The 17,855-nt window shown below is 75.2% G+C and carries 13 protein-coding genes; 5 read left to right on the top strand and 8 right to left on the bottom strand.

Features of this window, described 5'->3' with window-relative positions:
- Window positions 1-6 precede the first annotated feature (6 nt).
- A complete protein-coding gene (locus ACH495_RS14460) occupies window positions 7-951 on the bottom strand; it encodes an FAD-dependent oxidoreductase (RefSeq protein WP_396858194.1) in 945 nt (314 codons plus the stop codon).
- Window positions 952-1,066: 115 nt separating this feature from the next.
- Here ACH495_RS14460 and ACH495_RS14455 point away from each other — a divergent pair, with 115 nt between their 5' ends.
- Window positions 1,067-1,963, top strand: coding sequence for a LysR family transcriptional regulator (locus tag ACH495_RS14455; RefSeq protein ID WP_396858193.1), 897 nt, complete (start codon window positions 1,067-1,069; stop codon window positions 1,961-1,963).
- A 4-nt stretch (window positions 1,964-1,967) separates the two neighbouring features.
- Here ACH495_RS14455 and ACH495_RS14450 read toward each other — a convergent pair whose 3' ends face one another.
- From ACH495_RS14450 to ACH495_RS14440, 3 genes are all read right to left on the bottom strand, one after another.
- On the bottom strand, window positions 1,968-2,822 hold the full coding sequence (locus ACH495_RS14450) for a hypothetical protein (RefSeq protein ID WP_396858192.1): 855 nt from the start codon (window positions 2,820-2,822) through the stop codon (window positions 1,968-1,970).
- A gap of 45 nt (window positions 2,823-2,867) precedes the next feature.
- Complete coding sequence (locus tag ACH495_RS14445) at window positions 2,868-3,482, bottom strand: dihydrofolate reductase family protein (protein ID WP_396858191.1); 615 nt, start codon at window positions 3,480-3,482, stop codon at window positions 2,868-2,870.
- An 86-nt stretch (window positions 3,483-3,568) separates the two neighbouring features.
- Window positions 3,569-4,108 carry a DinB family protein gene (locus ACH495_RS14440; protein ID WP_396858190.1) on the bottom strand — a complete coding sequence of 180 codons (540 nt, stop codon included), beginning with the start codon at window positions 4,106-4,108 and terminating at the stop codon, window positions 3,569-3,571.
- Between the two features lie 204 nt (window positions 4,109-4,312).
- Here ACH495_RS14440 and ACH495_RS14435 point away from each other — a divergent pair, with 204 nt between their 5' ends.
- Together ACH495_RS14435 and ACH495_RS14430 are read left to right on the top strand one after the other, a co-directional pair.
- The gene (locus ACH495_RS14435; protein WP_396858189.1) at window positions 4,313-4,738 is read left to right on the top strand and encodes an iron chaperone; all 426 of its coding nucleotides are present in this window, start codon (window positions 4,313-4,315) and stop codon (window positions 4,736-4,738) included.
- 83 nt (window positions 4,739-4,821) lie between these two features.
- Window positions 4,822-5,400, top strand: a complete 579-nt coding sequence (locus tag ACH495_RS14430) for a dihydrofolate reductase family protein (RefSeq protein ID WP_396858188.1) — start codon at window positions 4,822-4,824, stop codon at window positions 5,398-5,400.
- On the opposite strand, the gene ACH495_RS14425 is transcribed toward ACH495_RS14430, so the two are convergent.
- The gene (locus ACH495_RS14425) at window positions 5,382-6,092 is read right to left on the bottom strand and encodes a helix-turn-helix domain-containing protein (RefSeq protein ID WP_396858187.1); all 711 of its coding nucleotides are present in this window, start codon (window positions 6,090-6,092) and stop codon (window positions 5,382-5,384) included. The two genes, ACH495_RS14430 and ACH495_RS14425, sit on opposite strands and share 19 nt — an antisense overlap.
- Before the next feature lie 26 nt (window positions 6,093-6,118).
- Entirely contained in the window at window positions 6,119-7,021 is a 903-nt protein-coding gene (locus tag ACH495_RS14420) for a sulfotransferase domain-containing protein (RefSeq protein ID WP_396858186.1), read from the bottom strand.
- A 220-nt stretch (window positions 7,022-7,241) separates the two neighbouring features.
- Here ACH495_RS14420 and ACH495_RS14415 point away from each other — a divergent pair, with 220 nt between their 5' ends.
- A complete protein-coding gene (locus tag ACH495_RS14415) occupies window positions 7,242-10,517 on the top strand; it encodes a hypothetical protein (protein WP_396858185.1) in 3,276 nt (1,091 codons plus the stop codon).
- Window positions 10,518-10,526: 9 nt separating this feature from the next.
- Here ACH495_RS14415 and ACH495_RS14410 read toward each other — a convergent pair whose 3' ends face one another.
- Complete coding sequence (locus tag ACH495_RS14410; protein ID WP_396858184.1) at window positions 10,527-11,006, bottom strand: cupin domain-containing protein; 480 nt, start codon at window positions 11,004-11,006, stop codon at window positions 10,527-10,529.
- 228 nt (window positions 11,007-11,234) lie between these two features.
- Window positions 11,235-14,351 carry a hypothetical protein gene (locus tag ACH495_RS14405; protein WP_396858183.1) on the bottom strand — a complete coding sequence of 1,039 codons (3,117 nt, stop codon included), beginning with the start codon at window positions 14,349-14,351 and terminating at the stop codon, window positions 11,235-11,237.
- A 156-nt stretch (window positions 14,352-14,507) separates the two neighbouring features.
- Between ACH495_RS14405 and ACH495_RS14400 the strand changes: the two genes are divergently transcribed.
- Entirely contained in the window at window positions 14,508-17,852 is a 3,345-nt protein-coding gene (locus ACH495_RS14400) for a BTAD domain-containing putative transcriptional regulator (protein ID WP_396858182.1), read from the top strand.
- Window positions 17,853-17,855 lie beyond the last annotated feature (3 nt).

The following is a 17,855-nucleotide window of genomic DNA, read 5'->3' as shown; positions in this document are numbered from 1 at the left end:
CGCTTCCTAGCCGGCCAGGGCCAGGTCCGCCACCTCGGCCGCGCAGCCCCAGGACAGCGTCACCCCCGCCCCGCCGTGCCCGTACGCGTGCACCAGCCGCCCGCCGCCGGGATCCCGCTCGACCCGGGGCCCGCCGTGCCGGACCGGTCGCAACCCGATCCGCTCCCCCAGCACCGGCGCGTCCGCCAACTGCGGCACCAACGCGACGCAGCGACGCCGGATCGCCGCCGCCGTCCCCGGGTCCGGCCGGGTGTGCCCCACCCCGAGCTGGTAGGTGCCGCCGAGCACCACGTCGTGCCGGCGCGGGTGCACGTACGTGACACCGGCCGGGTCGTCCTCGTCGCGTACCGAGACGGTCAGGCCGGGGTTCGCCACCAGCACGATGTGCCCACGCGCCGGGTGCACGGCCGGGTCGGCGGCGAGCCGGCCGGCGGCCAGTCCGGTCGCGTTGACCACTGTCGGCGCGACCTCGTACGCCTCGGCGAGCGTGTCCAGCGCACGCCGGACGATCCGGCCGCCGCCGGCCTCCACCTGGCGGTGCAGCCAGGTCAGGTAGCGGTTCATCTCCACGGTCGGCGCGGTGAACCGCAGCAACGCGGTGTACGGCGGCCGGGCCGGCTCGACCACCAGGTCACCGCAGGCGTCGGCCCACCACGGCGGCCCGGCGTAGGGGCGGCGCAACCACATCCGGGTCGGCCGGTCCACCACCCCGGGCACGCCGTCGGCGGCCTGGCGGCGCAGCTCGGCGTGCGTGTCCCGGGCCCAGCGCAGCACCCGCGGATCGGCCTCGGTGTGGCTCGGGTACCAGACCGCGGCGGCCACCGTGGACACGATGTCCGCCGGGTCGTCGGCGGTCAGCACGGTGACCCGCGCGCCGCGTCGCTGGAGCGTGACCGCCGCCGTCATCCCGATCACCCCACCGCCGACCACCACCACGTCCGCTGTCGTCATGGGTCCGCCCCCGTCACTCGTACCGTCGATGTGCTGCCGATGGTGACCGCCCGGCGGCGGTGCCGTCCAAGACGGATCGGACCGGCGGCGATAAGCGGCGCTTATGATGGGCGGCATGGTCGAGGCCCCGGGCGCGTGGTCGGACCTGCGCCGGCTGCGCTCGTTCGTGGTGCTCGCCGACGAGCTGCACTTCACCCGTGCGGCGGCCCGGCTGCGCATCGCCCAGCCCGCGCTCAGCCAGCAGATCCGGGCACTGGAACGGCAGCTCGGCGTGCCGCTGCTGCACCGCACCAGCCGGGGCTGCACGCTGACCGAGGTCGGCGCCCGGGTCGCCGACGAGGCCGCCCGGCTGCTCGCCGACGTGGACGCCGCCACCGCCCGCATCCGCGACCTGGCGCGCGGCCGGGGTGGTCGGCTGCGGTTGGCGTACACCCGGTCGGCGCGCGGCGGCCGGGTCGACGCGCTGATCACCCGGTTCCGGGCCGCCCACCCCGGCGTCGAGCTGGTCTCCGAGACGGCCTGGACCGCGCCGAACGTGGCCGGCCTGCTCGCCGGCCGGTTGGACGCGGCGTTCGTCCGGCCGCCCGTGGACGAGCCCGCGTTGGCCTGCCGCACGGTCGACACCGAGGAGCTGCTGCTGGCGTTGCCGGCGGGCCACCCGTTGGCCGCCGGCCGCCGCCGGATCGGCCGGGCCGAGGTGGCCGACCTACCGGCGGTGATGTGGCCACGGGAGAACGGGCCGGGCATGTTCGACCGGACCATCGCCCAGGTGTGGCCGCGCGGCGGCTTCCGGCTGGTCCGGCAGGAGCCGGACGACGAGCAGTTGCTGCGCGCGGTGGCGGAGGGCGAGGTGGTCGCGGCCGTGCCGGCCGGCCGGGCCCGGGCGTTGCGGCTACCCGGCGTACGGCTGCGCCGGTTCGCCGCCCCGACGCCCACCGTGGACGTCGGGCTGGCCTGGCCGGTGGAGAGCACCAACCCGGCACTGCACGCGCTGCTGGCGCTGCTCGACTGAGCGGCTATCCGGCGGCCGGCGCGGGCACCGCCGGTTCGCTGCGGTCCGCCCCGGTCAGGCCCACGACGAGCAGCAGGTACGCGGTCAGCTCGACCGCCACGGTGAGCGCCGGCACCGGCTGGGGCAGGACCGTCGTGGGCGTGACGGCGTACAGCACCCCGGCCTGGACGAACACCGGGTAGGGCAGCGCCACCGCGCCGATGCCGGTGTCGATCAGCGGCAACGCGACCAGCGCCAGCAGCGCGGCACCGGCGGCGGCGAGTCGCCGGCCCCGGCCGGCCAGCAGCGCGGCGAGCGCCAGCGCGGTCAGCGCGAGGGCGAGCGCCGGCAGCACCGCGAGGGCCACCGCGCTCACCGCGTCCGCCGTGTCCGGGCCGCCCGGACGCGACCGGTCCTCGGCGAGCAGGTCGCGCCGGAGGTCGACGACCCGGACCGTCGCGTAGCCGACGATCGCCGCCGCCACCAGCGCGGCGACCACCACCGGACCCCGCGTGACGCGACCGCGCCACCCGACCAGCAGCAGCACCGTCGCGACCAGCGCCGCCCCGCACGCGACGAGCCCCGACTCGAAGCCGGCCGTGACGTCGACGCGCTCGATCGCGCCGTAGACCACCCACCCGAACTCCCGGGGGCCCGGCGCCGCCGGCATGGTGCGCACCGCGTCCACCAGCAGCACCGCCAGCGCCGCCGGCAGCGACCAGCGCGGCACCGGCAGCCCTCGGGCCACCGCGTACGCGAGGAGCAACGCGAGACTCAGCACCTCGGCGCCGCGCCACACCGGCTGGGCCACCAGGACACCGACGGCGTGCAGCACGGCGCACACCGCCGCACCACTCAGGAGCAACGGGCCAAGACGCACGCCGCGGATCTTGCCACGGCGTGCCGGCCCGCCGCTGCCCCGCCGTCAGCTCCCGGCTGCCAACTGCTCCTTCGCGTCGTCGTAGCCGGCCTGGCCCGGCGCCCCGGCCGGCGCGTAGATCACCCGGAGGACACCCGTCGGGTACGCCTCCGTCGCGGTCACCCGCAGGTGGTACGGGCTGTCGCCCTCGTCGAACAGCTTGCGTCCCTTGCGGGCCGCGACCGGGTGCACCAGCAGCCGCAGCTCGTCGACCAGGCCAGCGGCGAGCAACTGCTGCACCACCGAGATCGACCCGGGGATGAGGATGCCCTTGATGCCGGCGTCGGCCTTGAGCGCGGTCACGGCGTCGACGAGGTCGCCCTGGACCAGCTCCGAGTTGCGCCAGGTGAACTCCAGCGGCTGGCGGGAGACGACCACCTTGCGCATGTCGCCGAGCTGCTTGGCGAACGGCGCGTCGTCGCCGCCGGCGGCCTCCCGCTCCGGCCACGCGCCGGCGAAGCTGTCGTAGGTCGGACGGGCGATCAGCAGCACGTCGGAGGTGTCGTAGTCCTCGGTGACGGCGCGACCCATGTTGTCGTCGAAGTAGGGGAAGTGCCAGTCCGGGTCGATCTCGGCGACGCCGTCGGCCGAGATGAACAACGTGGAGATGACCTTCGCCATCGCAGTGCTCCTTCAGGTCAGGTGAGTTCGGCGGGTAGACCGCCGCAGCATGCCAAACTCATCGACTCACGCGCCGGTTACCCGCCTCAGAGCGTGAAGCCCGGCGGCGCGCCCTCGCCGACCCGCCCGTCCACCGCCTCGCGCAGGAGGTCGGCGTGCCCGGTGTGGCGTGCGTACTCCTCGATCATGTCGAGGATCATGGCGCGGACCGTGGGCGTGCGCCCGTCCGGCCAGGTGAAGGCGGCCGGCCCGGACAGGCCACGCTCCTCGATCACGGCCGCCACCAGCGTGCGGGAGCGCTCGACCGCGGCGCGCCACAACGCGTACGCCTCGCCCGGAGCGTCGGTCGCGCCGGTGCGCCACTCCCAGTCGGGGTCGGCGTCGACGTCGACGCCGTTCCACGGGGGGCCGTATTCCTGGCCGGCCAGCTTGACGGCCAGCCAGTCCGCCTCGACCAGGGCCATGTGCTTGACCAGACCGCCGAGCGTCATCGCGCTGGCGGCCGTGGTCGCGCCCAGTCCCTTCTCGTCGAGCCCGGACGTCTTCCAGGCGAAGGTCCGCCGGTTGCGCTCCAGGACCGAGAGCAACGCCTCGGCCTCGGTGGGGGTGGCCGACAGCTCAGTCATCGCCGGATCATAGGCCGCCGTGACGCTGCCGGCTGTCCCCCCGTACGCCTGACGTGTGAGAAGGGGCCCCTTCTATACCGGAGGCGTTAAGCGGGGGCCCCGCCTTACTCCCGAACCGATCAGGAATCGAGAAGCGGCCCGGCCCCGTCGAGCCATAGCGTTCCTCCTGAGCGGCACCGGCCGCCGTGACGAGGGGGGATCGAGATGTCCGAGGGTTTCAGCGCCGAGGAACGCGCCGCCATGAAGGAGCGCGCCGCCGAGCTGCGCGCCGAGGGGAAGAAGGGCGCGAAGAAGGCCGACGAGCTGCAGGCGCTCCTCGACCGGATCGCGCAGATGGCGCCGGCCGACCGCGAACTGGCCGAGCGCGTGCACGTGACGATCACCGCCAACGCGCCGGAGTTGTCGCCGAAGACCTGGTACGGCATGCCCGCGTACGCGAACGCGGCCGGCAAGATCGTGGTCTTCTTCCAGGACTCCGGGAAGTTCAACTACCGCTACTCGACAGTGGGTTTCCAGGACGCGGCGAACCTCGACGACGGCGACATGTGGCCGGCGTCGTACGCGCTGCTGCGGTGGAGCCCGGCGGTGGAGAAGCGGCTCACGGAGCTGGTACGGGCCGCGGTCTCCTGACGGGCGTCCCGGTTGCCCCCGATCCTCGCGGATTGTCGTTTCCGTACAAGACAGCGGGCCGTCCGGATTCCTAGCCTCACCCCATGCGTGATCTTGTGTACACCGGTTTCCTGTCGCTCGACGGCGTGGTGGACTCCCCCGGCGGCGGGCCGGGCGAGGAGCACCGCAGCGGCGGCTGGGTGGTGAAGGACCTCGAGTTCGTGCCGGAGGCGTTCGCACTCAAGGGCGAGGAACTCGCGGACACCACGGCGTTGATGTTCGGCCGGCGCAGCTACCAGGCGTTCGCGCCGGTATGGCGGGACTCCGACGACCACGCCGACTACCGGGAGCTGCCGAAGTACGTGGTCTCGTCCGGCCTGACCGACGACGCGCTGGTGGACGGCTGGGGTCCGACGACGATCCTGCGCTCGACCGAGGACGTCGCCGCCCTCAAGCGGGGCGAGGGCGGCGCCATCTTCATCCACGGCAGCGCGGAACTCGCCCGGCGCCTGTCGGACGCCGGTCTGCTCGACCGCTACCACCTGCTCGTCTTCCCGGTGCTGCTCGGCGCCGGGAAGAGCCTGTTCAGCGCGGCCGACCGGGACAAGCAGATGCTGCGGCTGCGGGAGTCCGCGGCCTACCCGAACGGCGTGCTGAAGCTGATCTACGACGTGGTCCACTGACCCAGGTCCAGCGCGATCGGGCCGCCGCCGCCCGCGCGCAACTGCCCCGCCGTCCGCCCGACGTACCGGCGCAGCGCGCGGGCCAGGTGCGGCTCGTCGACGTACCCGAGCCGGGTGACCGCCTCGGCCACCGGAACGCCGGTGGCGAGCAGCGTCGCGGCCTCCCGGGCGCGTTCGATCTGCCGTACGGCGCCCTGGGTCAGCCCGGTCGCCGCCCGGAACCGGCGTTCGACGGTACGCGGCGACGCGTACGGGCGGTGGCCGCGGCGAAGCTCGGCGACGAACGGGTCGCGCCCCACCGCGCCGGCCCGGACCAGCCGGTCGACGAGCGCCTCGGCGTCGTCCGGGCCGGGCGTCTCCCACCGGTCGCCGGCCAGCCGGAACGTCCGGCGGGTGACGTCGGGCAGCGCCGCGCCCCGGTCGACCAGGGCCGGTGCGGGGAGCACGCGCAGCGACGTCCCCACCGCGAACTCGATGCCGACGAACGTCGCGCCCTCCGGCACCGGCGCGGCGCCCGTGCCGGTCTCGGGCCCCGAGACGCTCGCGTACGGCTGCCCGTCGCGCTCCCAGAACACCAGGCCCCAGCACGCGGTCGCCACCGACGTCATCTCCGTGACCCGCGCGCTGGTGCAGGTCCACACCGCGTCGACCCATGCGGAGTCGGACGCGCGCGTGGTGAACCGCAGCTCCACGGCAGCAGGATACGGCGACCGGGGCGCTACCGGGCCGCCGATTCCTGCTCGTCGGGCCGGGAGACGGCCGCGTCGCGGGCCGGGTAGCCCAGCACCTCGGCCAGGTCGCCGGCCGCTGCGGTGTAGGCGGCGTAGATGTCGTCGTCGAAGTGGTTGCGCCAGTCGCCGGCCGCGCCCTTGCGGTAGTGGGAGATCCGGCCCGGCGTCTCCTTGTCCTTCTTCATCTTCGTGAAGCTGTAGCGGGCCAGGAGGGCGGCCAGGTCGGACGCCGGCAGCGTGATGCCGCAGTGCCGCATCAGCCGGTCCACCTCCTCCGCCTGCCGGTCGCCGGTCAGGTCCTCGTAGCGGAACAGGCGGAACGTCTCGGCGGCCGGGGCCACCGCCCACGAACGCATCTGCCCGAACTGCTTCTTGTCGCGGAGGCGGTCGATGACGTAGAGCATCCCGTCCTTCTTCGACTTCTCCTGGAGGGCCCGGCGCGCCTGCGGGATGTCGCCCATCGGGGCGTGCGAGTTCCGCAGCGAGAAGTAGCTCGACACCACCACGTCGCGCGGGTCGCGGATCACGAAGAACGCGCGGTAGGTGCCGGCCTTCGGCACCGCCTCGAAGCGCTTGTGGGACAGGAAGATCGCGAGGCCCACCCGGCCGCGCGGGACGGGTGCGGTCGCGCCGCCGGAGTAGAAGCGCGGGTCGTACGGCAGCAGCCCGGAGTGCCGGTAGACGGCCGGGTCGCTGAACAACGCCTTGATCCACTGGCTGCCCGTCTTGCGGACGGTGCAGTGGAAGACGTTGTCGAATTCGCTGCGGGAAACGACTGGAACGGTGAGCCGCATCCGGGTGTTGCGCGTTTCCATCTGCGCCCGCCGGGCCGCGACGCGCATGGAGTTCGGCGTATTGTGCTTGGCGAATTCGACGGCGCGATTGATCATTCTTCCAAACCTATCCGCACCCCGCGGAGCAGGGCACACCGACTTTTACGCGCACGTCGGGCAGTCGGAATCCGCAGACTCCACCGCTCGCCCCGCGCCCCGATGCGCCGCTAGGAATATCCCCGACGGTCCCATTAATGTCAATCGGAGAAAACCTGGGAGTACGCTGAAAATCCGCAATTTCTATAGGAATTGCGGGGCGTGGTCGGCGCCCGGCACAATGGGCGTCGTGCTCGCCGCCACCCACGCCCTGCTGACGTCGCTCGACCCACTCCCCCACCGCGCCCGCATGCGCCGCCTCGCCGACTGGGCACGTACCGCGCCCGACCGTGCCCAGGTCTGCGCCGACCTGCGCGGCCAGGACGCCTACGCGCGGCGACTCGCGTTGATCGCCGCCATGGTGGTCGCCGACGGCGACGCCGTCGCCGCCGCGGCCCACGACCCGCAGCCGTCGATCCGGGCCACCGCGCTCACCGTGGCGCTGCGCGCCGGCACGCCGCCCGGCGACCTCGCCGACCGACCCGCTGTCGAACGACGGCGGATCTACCGCACGTTGCGCCGCCGGCCCGCGCCGGCCGTCGCCGACGCGCTGATCACCGAGGTACGCGACCGGTTCGGCGACGAGGAGGCCGCGGCGTTGCTGCCGGCCTGCGGCACCGGCACGGTACGGGAGTTGCTGCCCGAGCTGGAACACGCGCTCGACCTGGAGCGACTGGTCCGGCGGCACGCCGGCACGCTGCTGGCCCGGACCCGCGAGCGGCTGGCCGCGGCCCCGCCCGAGCAGCGCGCCCGGATCTGGGGCGAGGCCGCCGGCGCGGTGCTGCGATGCGATCCGGCGGAAGCACTCGACCTGCTCGAACGGTACGCACCCGAGCAGTCGCTGCCCGGCGCACCGGTCGCGTACGGGCGGCTCGCCGAATACGACGCCGGCCGCGTCGTACGCCTGCTCACGACGCCGGGACGCGCGGCCTGGCTGGCGCGGACCGGGCTGGCGCCGGCGCTGCTACGGCGCCTCGCGGCGCTGCCCACCGGCGAGCTGGCGCCGCTCGCCGCCCGGTTCCGGGACCACGACCGGAGCCTGTCGGCGCTGCTCGCCGCCGTCGCGCCGAGCCGGCGCGGCGAGCTGTACGACCTGGCGCTGGCCGACACCGACACCACGCTCCTGGTGCCGGCCGCCGAGGTCATGGACGTGCTGCCGGCAGCGGTCCGGGTCCGGGAGGCGACCCGGGTGCTGAGCCTGCCGCGGATCCGCGAACGGGAGGCCGACGTGCGCGCGTGGAGCGCGTACCTGCCCTGGCCGGACGCGTCCGCCGCGCTGGACGTGGCGCTGCGGTCCGGCGACGCGGACGAGCGGGCCGCGGGCTGGGCGCTGCTGGTGGCCGCCGCCCGCCGCTCCCGCGACCCGCGCGTGGTGGCCGAGCTGGTCGTCCGGCTCGGCCGGCTGCGCAACGAGCAGGATCCGGTACGCGCGGCCGCGCTCACCGCGCTGCCCCGGGTCGCGCCGCTGCTCACCGCCGACGCGTCGGACGGGCTCACGCAGGTGACCACGGACGCGGTCGACGCGCGGGACGCCTCCGCCGCCACCACGACGGCGCTGAGCCGCCTCGCCGTCGACGTCCTGGCGCACCACGTCGACGTGGCGCCGCTGCGCGGGTGGGCGCTGCTCACCATCGACCTGGTGAGCAGCGGCGCGACCGTGCCGGTGCTGCGCCGCTTCGACCGGGTGCTGCGGCGCGGGCAGGAGACCATGGTCTTCGAACGGCTACGGGGCTGGGTCGAGGCCGGCATGACGCGCGACCGCTACGGTCCGCTCTTCGCGCTCACCCACGCGCTGGGCAAGCGGGCCTGGCGGCTGCCCGCGCTCCAGGAGCTGCTGCGTCGCGCACTCGCCCCGGACACGCTGCCCTCGGTGGCGCGGACGGCGATCGCGCTGTGGCTCGCCGATCCGAGCACCCGCGCCGAGCGGGTGGCCGAGGTGCTCGACGTCGACGCGTCGGCGGTGACGCTGCACCCGGTGTGGGAGACGGTCGGCACCGCCCGCACCGACCTGCTCGACCGGGCGCTGGACCGTCACCCGCGCGGCCGGTTCGTCACGGCCGGGACGCGGTGGGTGCCCCTCGTCGCCCCGGGCGCCGCGCGCTGGCTGCCCCGCCAGCAGGCCCGCTTCGTGGCGCTGCAGGAGCTGGTCGTCGCCGACCCCGGCCACGGCGTGTGGCAGCGGGTGGCGGCGATCCAGGCCGCCGCCGGCGTCGGCGCGGCCGGGCGCGCGCTGGTCCGGCGCCACCTCGACGCGTCCGAGGTGCCGATCGCCGAGGCGGCGCTGGGCGCGCTGGTCCGGACCGACCGGCCGGACGAGGCGCTGCCGGTGCTGCTCCGGTACGCCGACTCCGACCGGGCGCGGGTCGCGCTGTACGCGGCCGGACGCGCCGCCCGGTACGTCCCACCGTCCCGGCTGGCCGACCCGCTCGGCGCGCTGGTGCGCACCGGCACCGCGAAGATCACCAGCCGGAAGGAGGCGGCCCGGCTGCTGGCCCGCTACGGGCCGCCGTCGGCGATGGTGACGCTGCGGGAGGCGTACGCGGCGCCGGGCACGCACCGGGACCTGCGGGCGGCGATCGTCTCCGCGGCCCGGCAGCGGCTGAGCACGGAGGAGAGCTGGGCGGTGCTGGGTGCCGCGGTCGACGGCAGCCGCGAGGAACGACGCGCCGTCCTGGGCGCCTATCCCTACTGGATCCCGGAACGCCACCGACCCCGCTACGCCGCGCTCGTCGTCGGGGCGTGTCGCGCCCCCGACCGGGAGGTCCGACGCGCCGCGTTCGATCAGCTCGGGGACTGGTCGCCCTGGTTGGCCGACGTCACCGACCTGGTCGTCGATCGGCTCACCGACCTGGACGAGACGCTGACCGGCATCGCGGTGGCCGACCTGCTGCGGGCCGGCGGCGACGGGGTGCTCGGCATCGCGCTGGCCCGGCTGGTCGACCTGGACGCGGCCGACGACCGGCCGGGCGACCCGGCCGACGACCGGCCCGCCCGGCGGCGGGTCGACGTGCTCGCCCGCGGCGCCGCCGTCCGGTCCACGCACCGGCCGGCCGACGCCGACCGGAGCGCGCTGGTCGACGCCGCCCGGTGGCTCGCCGACCGGCCCGGCTTCGTCGGCACGGCCACCGGCCTGCTGGTCGACCTGGGCCGGTTGGACAACCTGGACGAGGTCGCCGCGCTCTGCGCGGACCGGCCGGTCCTCGCGGTCCGCACCGCCGAGCGGGCCGGCGCACGGCTGCGCGGCCTCCCGGAATGGCCGGACGTGCCCGGGCTGCGCGACGTGGTGGCGCGGCTGGCCGGCCGGGGCGACCTCGTCGGAGGGCTGTTCGCGGTGACGCTGGTCCGGCACGGGGCGGTCACCGGGTGGACGGAACCGTGGCGGAGCCTGGTGATCGCGCTGCGCCGGCACCCCGACTCGGACGTGCGCGAGGAGGCGTACGACGTCGACATGAGCTGACCGGCGCGGTCACACCCAGTAGGTGTCGTGGCGGAGGAAGAACTCCGTCCGCTCCTCCTCGCTCAGCTCCGCCAGCTCGCGTATCCCCTCGAAGTAGCCCTCCCGGGGCGCGCCCGGCGCGAAGTGCAGCAGCATCGACGCGGGCCGGCCGGACTCGTTGCGGAACGCGTGGACCCCGCCCTCCGGCACGTGCACGAAGTCGCCCGGCCCGGTGTCGATCCAGCGCCGCCCGTCGTAGATGCGGACGGTGCCGCTGAGCACGAAGAACGACTCGGAGATGCTGCGGTGGAAGTGCGGCTCCGGGCCGCTGGGCGTGGCACCCATGTCCCACCGGTAGAGCCCGAACCGGCCGTTGGTGGTCGCGCCGGTGGCCAGGTAGTGCGCCCCGCCGCCGCTCGCGTGGCGCAGGTCGGGCGCGGCGTCGGCCGGGCGGTAGGTCGCGCTGGTCTCGCCGGTGGAGCCGAGGTAGCGCGGCGGTGGGTAGGTCATCTGTGTCTCCGTTCCCCGTCGTCGGACCAGCCCGTCGAAGGCCCGCCGGACCCACGCGCCCGGGCGGCGTCGGCGACGTGCAGCCGAGTGTGCCGTAACGGGTCTGCGGGCCGCGCCCCTGAACGGCCCGCCCCGCTGTCGTCATGCCGACGGTTCCTCGCGTCATCGCCGTCCGACCCACCGGTCCGGGGGCCCACCACGGCGGTGGGCCCCCGGACCGGCTCCCGGTCAGGCCGCGTGCACGCTGACGTTCGTCGCCCGCAGCAGGCCGACGACCGTCTTCAGCGGCGCCAGGCCTTCCTGATGGCCGCCGGTCTTGATCCGGCCGGACCAGTAGGCGTACCGCTCGGCGAGGACGCCGGCGCCGGTCGCCCCGGCCTGCACGACGCAGGAGCCGAGCGGGTCGTCGGGCGCCTCGGCGGCCGGGGCCGCCGGGCAGCCGGCGGTGAACCGCTCCTGCCCCCGCATCGGGTCGAGCCCGGAGACGTCGCCCTGACAGGGGTCCCAGTCGAGGGTCTGGGTGCAGGTGGCGTAGTTCGCCAACGCCCGCTGGTAGGCGTTGAACAGGTGCAGCGACCCGGTGTTGTAGCTGTTCTGGCTGCGGGGCAGGCGGTAGTCCGCCGGCAGCGACCGGTCGCCGAAGAGCTGACCGTGCAGCACGTCGTCCCGCTCCAGCGCCGAGGACCAGCCCAGCTCGGAGAAGATCTGCAGCATCCGTACCGTGTCGGAGACCTTCTTCCCGGCGTCCCAGAGCTGCTGGGAGACCGACCAGGTGCCGGCCGCCGGCCGGTCGACGCCGGTGCCGAGCGCCGCCACCCGGTAGAAGTAGCGCTGCTTGCCGGTGAGCATGGCCCGCGCCTTGGTACGCGCCAGCGCCAGCGCGGCGGCGTTGTCCACCACGATCCCGCTGCTGTCCAGCGCGGGCCGGTACGTCGAGTCCCACTTCCGGCTGATGTAGTAGTCGGGCTCCCGGCAGTAACCGGTCGGCGGGTTCGACCGCTGGTCCCACAGGCAGACGTCGGTCAGGTGCGTCTTCCACGTCACCGTCCGCACGTCCTGCCAGTCACCGCCCAGCCACTTGGCCTGCTGCCGCACCACGAGTTGCAGGTCGGCGTTGGTCCGCTGGGTGCGCGGACCCTCGATCACCTCCACGTCGACGAAGTCCGCGTCCAGGCAGGAGCGGAGTTCCGGCCGGTGCGCGGGCGCCATCGCGTAGTTGGCGAGGTGGTAGACGTTCGGCAGCGCCGACCGGTTGACCCGGCTCGGCGTGCTGGCGCCGGGGCCCTGCCCACAGGACGGCATGCTGGCCACGTCGGCGATCCGGCCGTCCGCCGGGATGTCCTGGTCGACGCTGCCCCACATGTCGTAGTCGCGGTCGGTCTCCACCCAGCGCACCGCCCGACCCACCTCCTCGAGGGCCGTCTTCCACTGGCCCGTGGCCGCCCGGTAGTCGGCCATGAGCCGCTGGAACAACGCGTTGGTGCCACCGTCCGCGGCCGGGGCGCTGAACTGGCGTACCCGTCGGTTCACCGCGTCACCGGCCGCGATCGTGCTCTGCGTCTCGGCGGCGCCGACCTGGGCGGCGTACTGCGGGTTCTGCAGTTGCAGGATGAGGTTCGCCCGCGCGCCCAGCAGCCACGCCGACGGGTTCGCCACCCCACCGGCCGGCGCGTCGCCGGGGGCGGGCGTCAGCGCGATGCCCCGGGCGCCCGCCCACTGGGCCAGGTAGTCGATCGCGCCGGACGGCAGGGCGAGGTTCACCGTCGACACCGGGTCGGCCAGCGACGTGCCGGTCGGGACGACGTAGGGCGCCTGCCGCGCCGCATCGGCCGCGAACGTCCGCGTCGGTGAGTCGCCCTGGTCGAAGTAGGTCGCGAAGGAGTCGATCGCCGACCCGGTACGCGCCTCCCGGTGCACGTACCGGTCGATGCTGGTCCGCAACGGCTGCTGGGCGATCTGTTCGAACGCCGCCTGGCTGGCCAGCGCGAGGCCGTCCACCCGCTGGTCGAGCACGATGAGCTGGCCGGCGATGATGGTGATCTGGGCGCGCACCTCGGCGAGATCCCGGGCGAGCGCGGTCAGTTGGGCGCTCAGCCCGTCGTACATCGCGCCGAGCATCTTCTCGATCCGGTCGAACCGCTTGTCCATCCCGGCCGCGAGCCGGTTGATCTGGTCCCGCAGCGCGGCGATCTGCACGCCGGTGCCGTCGTCGGCGCCACCGCCGGAGGTGAACAGCGGAAGCAGGATCATCGCGGCCCCCACCAGGCCGCCGACCAGCGTGAACGTGGACATCGCCAGCGCCGCGGTGGTGATCCCGGCGGCCGAGATGGCCGCGGTGTAGGTGGTGATGGCCGAGATGGCACCGACCACCGCCTTGGCGATGGTCTCGATCTGCCGGCCGAACTGCTTGTCCACCATCCCGGCGAGCTTGCCGAGCACGGTGACGGCCTGACCGAGCTTCTCGTTGAGCTTGCGGTCGGCCTCCGCCTTGGCGCGGGCCGCGGCCTCGTCGGCGCTGGTCGGCTTGTCCGGCCCGCCGACCGGGAACCGGTCGGACTGGGCCACCGCGTCGGTCACCGCGGCCGCCGTCCGCGCGCGCAGCTCGGCGAGTGCCACGTCGAACTGCGCCTGGATCTCCGCCCGGTAGGCGTCCTTGTCGTACCGCTTCGCGGTGATCGCCGCGAGGTTGAGGTGGCCGCTCAGGTCGGGCAGTTGCGCCAGCTCGTCCGCCGGGGTGTCCAGGCGTACGCCGAGCCGGGCGCCGACCGCCGCGTTCCACACCTGGGTGACCACGGGGTCGGCGGCGGCGCGGGCGTGCAGCCCGGCCCACGCCTGGGTGAACGCGCCCCGGGACAGCATCTCCCACATGTAGTCCTGGGTGCCGCTGCGGATCTGCTCGATCGGCGGCACGATCCCGCCGAGTTCCTCGCCGGTCGTGCTGCGCAGCAGTCCCTTGACCGCCGGGCCGCCGAGGTGCGCGTCGCCGCTGCCGGCGAGCTTCTCCATGGCCACGCCCAGCAGGTGCAACTTCCCGGGTGACTCGTCGGACACGAGCGGCCCGACGAGGGCGGTGACGGTGTCCAGGTGCGCCTGCACGGCGGCGGTGTCGGCGGCCGGGTGCGCGGCACGCCAGTCGGTGAGTTCGGCGGCGAGCACGGCGTCCGTCAGACCCCGGGTGCCACCCTCCCGGACCTGGACGACGGCCGCGAACAGGGCGTGGTGCACGGCCTGCTCGTCGTAGGTGACCGGGTCGGCGGCGACCGCCGGCCCGGCCAGCCCGACGACCAGACCGACACCGGTCACCGCGGCGAGCCACCGGCGAGGGTGGCCCTTCTTGGTTCTCATGGATGTCCCTTCCCCGACGCCCCGCGGTCGCGGGGCGAGTGCGGTCTCCATCGAGCCGGGCCGGAGTTGGCGGGTGCTTAACGCCGGCTTGGCGCGCTGGCCGGGACTGTCGGATGGATGATCTCCACGGTGGACCCGCCCAGATAGGGTCACGGCGTGACGACGATCGGCGTGCTCGGCCCGGTGCGGGCCATCCACGACGGCGCCACGATCGACCTCGGCGCGCCCCGGCAGCGCGCGGTGCTGGCCCGGCTCGTCGCCGGGGGCGGCCACCCGGTGTCGGTCGACCGGCTCGTGGACGATCTCTGGTCCTCGGACCCGCCCCCGCGGGCCCAGGCGGCGCTTCAGGTGTACGTGTCGAACCTGCGCCGGGCGCTGGAACCGGACCGCCCGTCCCGCGCCCCGGCCCGGATCCTGGTCACCGTCGCTCCCGGCTACGCGCTGCGGCTGCCGGTGACCGACGTGGACGCCTGGCGCTTCGAGGCGCAGCTTCGGGCGGCGGTCCCGGACGCCGGCGACCGGCCCGCCGCGGCGGTCGCCGGCCTGGACGCGGCGCTCGCCTGCTGGGACGGCGGCACGCCGTACGCCGAGTTCGCCGGCGAGCCGTGGGCGGACCAGGAGCGCGAGCGGCTGGCCCGGCTGCGACTGGGCGCGGTCGAACAGCGGGCGAAGCTGCTGCTCGACCTGGGCCGCCCGAGCGAGGTGGTGCTCGACCTCGATCCGCACGTGCGCGAGCACCCGCTGCGGGAACGGGCCGCCATGCTGTTGGCGGTCGCGCTCTACCGCCTCGGGCGGCAGGCGGACGCGCTCGACGTGCTGCGCGCGGTCCGCGCGGTGCTGGCCGAGCAGTTGGGCATCGACCCCAGCCGGGAGCTGCGGGACCTGGAGACCGACCTGCTGCGGCAGAGTCCCCGCCTGGAGGCGCCCGCCGCCGTCGTCCCCCGGCCGGAGGCCGTTGCCGGGCCGCCGGGTGCGGCCACGACGTCCGTCCCCGCCCCGACCGCCGGAGCGCACCCGGAGCGGCCGCTGGGCCGGGCGGCCGAGGTGGCCCGGCTGCGCGCCGCGGCGGCCCGCGCCGCCCAGGCCGGCCTCGGCATCTGCTGGGTCGGTGCCGAGGCCGGCGCGGGGAAGTCGACGCTGGCGCACCACCTCGCCGACTCGCTCGCCGTGGACGGCTGGCGCCCGGTGACCGGGACCTGCCCGCAGGTGGAGGGCGCACCCCCGGCCTGGGCCTGGCGCGAGGTGGTCACCGCCGCCCGCCGGCATCTCCCGCTCGACGAGGCGGAGGCCCACGGCCTGCGCCTGCTGCTGGAGACCGACACGCCGGCCGGCGCCCGGGGCGAGTACGACGAGTTCCACCTCCGGCAGGCGCTGGCCGCCTACCTGACCCGGTTGGCCGATCGCGGCCCCCTGCTCCTGCTGGTCGAGGACGTGCACCGCGCCGACGGCGAGACGTTGCGGATCCTCCGCCATCTCGCCACCGCGCTCGCCGGGGCGCCGGTCCTCGTCGTGGCGACGTATCGGCCGGACGAGGTGACCGACGACCTCACGGTGGCGCGGGCCGCGCTGGCCGGCGTGCCGGCGGTCGACTGTGAGCTGGGCGGCCTCGACGCGGACGCCGTCGGCGAACTGCTGCGCCGGCACGGCGTGGACAGCACCGACGCCGAGCTGCTGCGGACGGTCCGGGACCGCGCGGCGGGCAATCCGCTGTTCACCGTCGAGCTGGCCAAGCTGATCGCGGCCGAAGGACCGGCGGCGGCGCTGGACGGCGTCCCCGCCGGCCTGGGTCACGTGCTGGCGCGTCGGCTGGCGCGGTTGCCGGCCGGCGCGCGCACGGTGCTGCGGCAGGCCGCGGTCCTCGGGGAGACGGCCGACATCGACACGCTGCTCGCGGTCGACGGCGGCCCGGAGGACCAGGTCCTCGACGGGCTGGAGGCCGGCGTGACCGCGGGCCTGCTGGTCGAGCCCGCGCCGGGTCGGGTCCGGTTCGCGCACGCCCTGATGCGGGACGCGCTCTATCACAGCGTCCCGCTGCTGCGACGTACCCGGATCCACAGCCGCGTCCTCGCCGTGCTGCGGGAGCAGCGCGTCGACGACGTGGCCGCGATGGGGCGGCACGCGCTCGCGGCCCTCACCCCGGCCTCCGCCGCCGACGCGATCGGCCACCTCGCCGCCGCCGCCCGCCGCGCCGGTGACCTGGGCGCCCCGCGGGAGGCCGCCACGCTCTGGGCCGGCGCGTTGCGCGCCGTCGACCTGGCGCCGGCCACGTCGGTCCGGACCCGTCTCGACCTGCATTGCCACCTGGCCACCGCCGGCGCACTCGCCGGTGACGTGCTCACCGCCCGCGCCGCCCGCGCCGAGGCGGTACGGCTGGCCACCGGCACCGGCGATCCGGCGGCCGTCCACGCGGCGCTGACCTGCTACGACGCGCCGGTCACCTGGACCATCCGGCCCGACCGCCTGGTGGACGAGCCCCTGGTCCGGCTGCTGGAGCGGGAGCTGTCCCGGGTCGGCGACGACCGGCCGGCGCTGCGGTCCCGGCTGCTGAGCGTGCTGGCGTTCGAGATCGAGGGCGCCGACCAGGAGCGCGCCGACGAGGTCACCCGGGAGGCGCTCGCGCTGGCCCGCCGGCAGGACGACCCGGCCGTGCTCTGCCGCGCGCTCAACGCCCGCTACTTCGTCACCGTCGCTCCCGCGCACCGTGCCGAGCTGCCCGAGGTGGGCCGGGAACTGCTGGCGGTCGCCGAGGCCGCCGGCCTCACCGCGTACCGCTGCGAGGCCCACCACATCCTCTACCAGGCCGCGCTCGCCGAGGCCGACTTCGACCGGGCCCGACACCACGTCGACCAGGCGGTCGAGCAGGCCACCACCGGCCAGCTCGGCCTGATCCTGGCCGTCATGGGCTGGTTCACCGGCCTCTGCGCACTGTTCCGGGGCGACCTCGACGAGGCGTCGCGCCGCTACGCGGAGATCAGCGACCGGATGGGCCGGGTCGGTGGCCCGAACGCGGCGGCGATGGGGCTGATGGGCCGGTTCACCGTGCTGACCGCCGCCGGGCGCGGGCACGAGGTGGTCGGCGAGATCCGGCAGGTGCACGCGCGGGTGCCGGACGACACCCATGACGTGCTGGCCCACGCGCTGCTCTCCGCCGGGGACCGCGCCGGGGCCCGGGCCGTCTGGCGACCGCAGGCCCCGATCCGTCCCGACTACCTCTGGCTGTACTGGATGACGGTGCGTGGGCAGGTCGCCGCCCGGCTCGGCGACGTCCCGGCCGCACAACGCTGCTACCGGGAGCTGCTGCCGTGGGCCGGACGCTTCGCCGGGTTGGAGTGCGGGTCGATCTCGCTCGGGCCGGTGGACCAGACGCTCGCCGAACTCGCCGTGGCGCTCGGCGAGCCGGCGGCGGCCGCCGCGCATCGGGAGGCCGGGCTCCGGCTGGCCCGCGCGGTCGGCGCCGTGCCGTGGTGCGACGAATCGGCGTACGTGCCGGTGGCGGCGTGAGCC

It is taken from the genome of Micromonospora sp. NPDC018662 (genome assembly GCF_044391475.1).
GTDB lineage: Bacteria > Actinomycetota > Actinomycetes > Mycobacteriales > Micromonosporaceae > Micromonospora.
This window is presented reverse-complemented; position numbering and strand designations above follow the sequence as displayed.

Coding starts and splice junctions, on each gene's coding strand:
- ACH495_RS14435 (WP_396858189.1), top strand. CDS start 4,313: ATGTCCGAGGGTTTCAGCGCCGAGGAACGCGCCGCCATGAAGGAGCGC.
- ACH495_RS14405 (WP_396858183.1), bottom strand. CDS start 14,351: ATGAGAACCAAGAAGGGCCACCCTCGCCGGTGGCTCGCCGCGGTGACC.
- ACH495_RS14460 (WP_396858194.1), bottom strand. CDS start 951: ATGACGACAGCGGACGTGGTGGTGGTCGGCGGTGGGGTGATCGGGATG.
- ACH495_RS14415 (WP_396858185.1), top strand. CDS start 7,242: ATGGGCGTCGTGCTCGCCGCCACCCACGCCCTGCTGACGTCGCTCGAC.
- ACH495_RS14440 (WP_396858190.1), bottom strand. CDS start 4,108: ATGACTGAGCTGTCGGCCACCCCCACCGAGGCCGAGGCGTTGCTCTCG.
- ACH495_RS14430 (WP_396858188.1), top strand. CDS start 4,822: ATGCGTGATCTTGTGTACACCGGTTTCCTGTCGCTCGACGGCGTGGTG.
- ACH495_RS14420 (WP_396858186.1), bottom strand. CDS start 7,021: ATGATCAATCGCGCCGTCGAATTCGCCAAGCACAATACGCCGAACTCC.
- ACH495_RS14445 (WP_396858191.1), bottom strand. CDS start 3,482: ATGGCGAAGGTCATCTCCACGTTGTTCATCTCGGCCGACGGCGTCGCC.
- ACH495_RS14410 (WP_396858184.1), bottom strand. CDS start 11,006: ATGACCTACCCACCGCCGCGCTACCTCGGCTCCACCGGCGAGACCAGC.
- ACH495_RS14455 (WP_396858193.1), top strand. CDS start 1,067: ATGGTCGAGGCCCCGGGCGCGTGGTCGGACCTGCGCCGGCTGCGCTCG.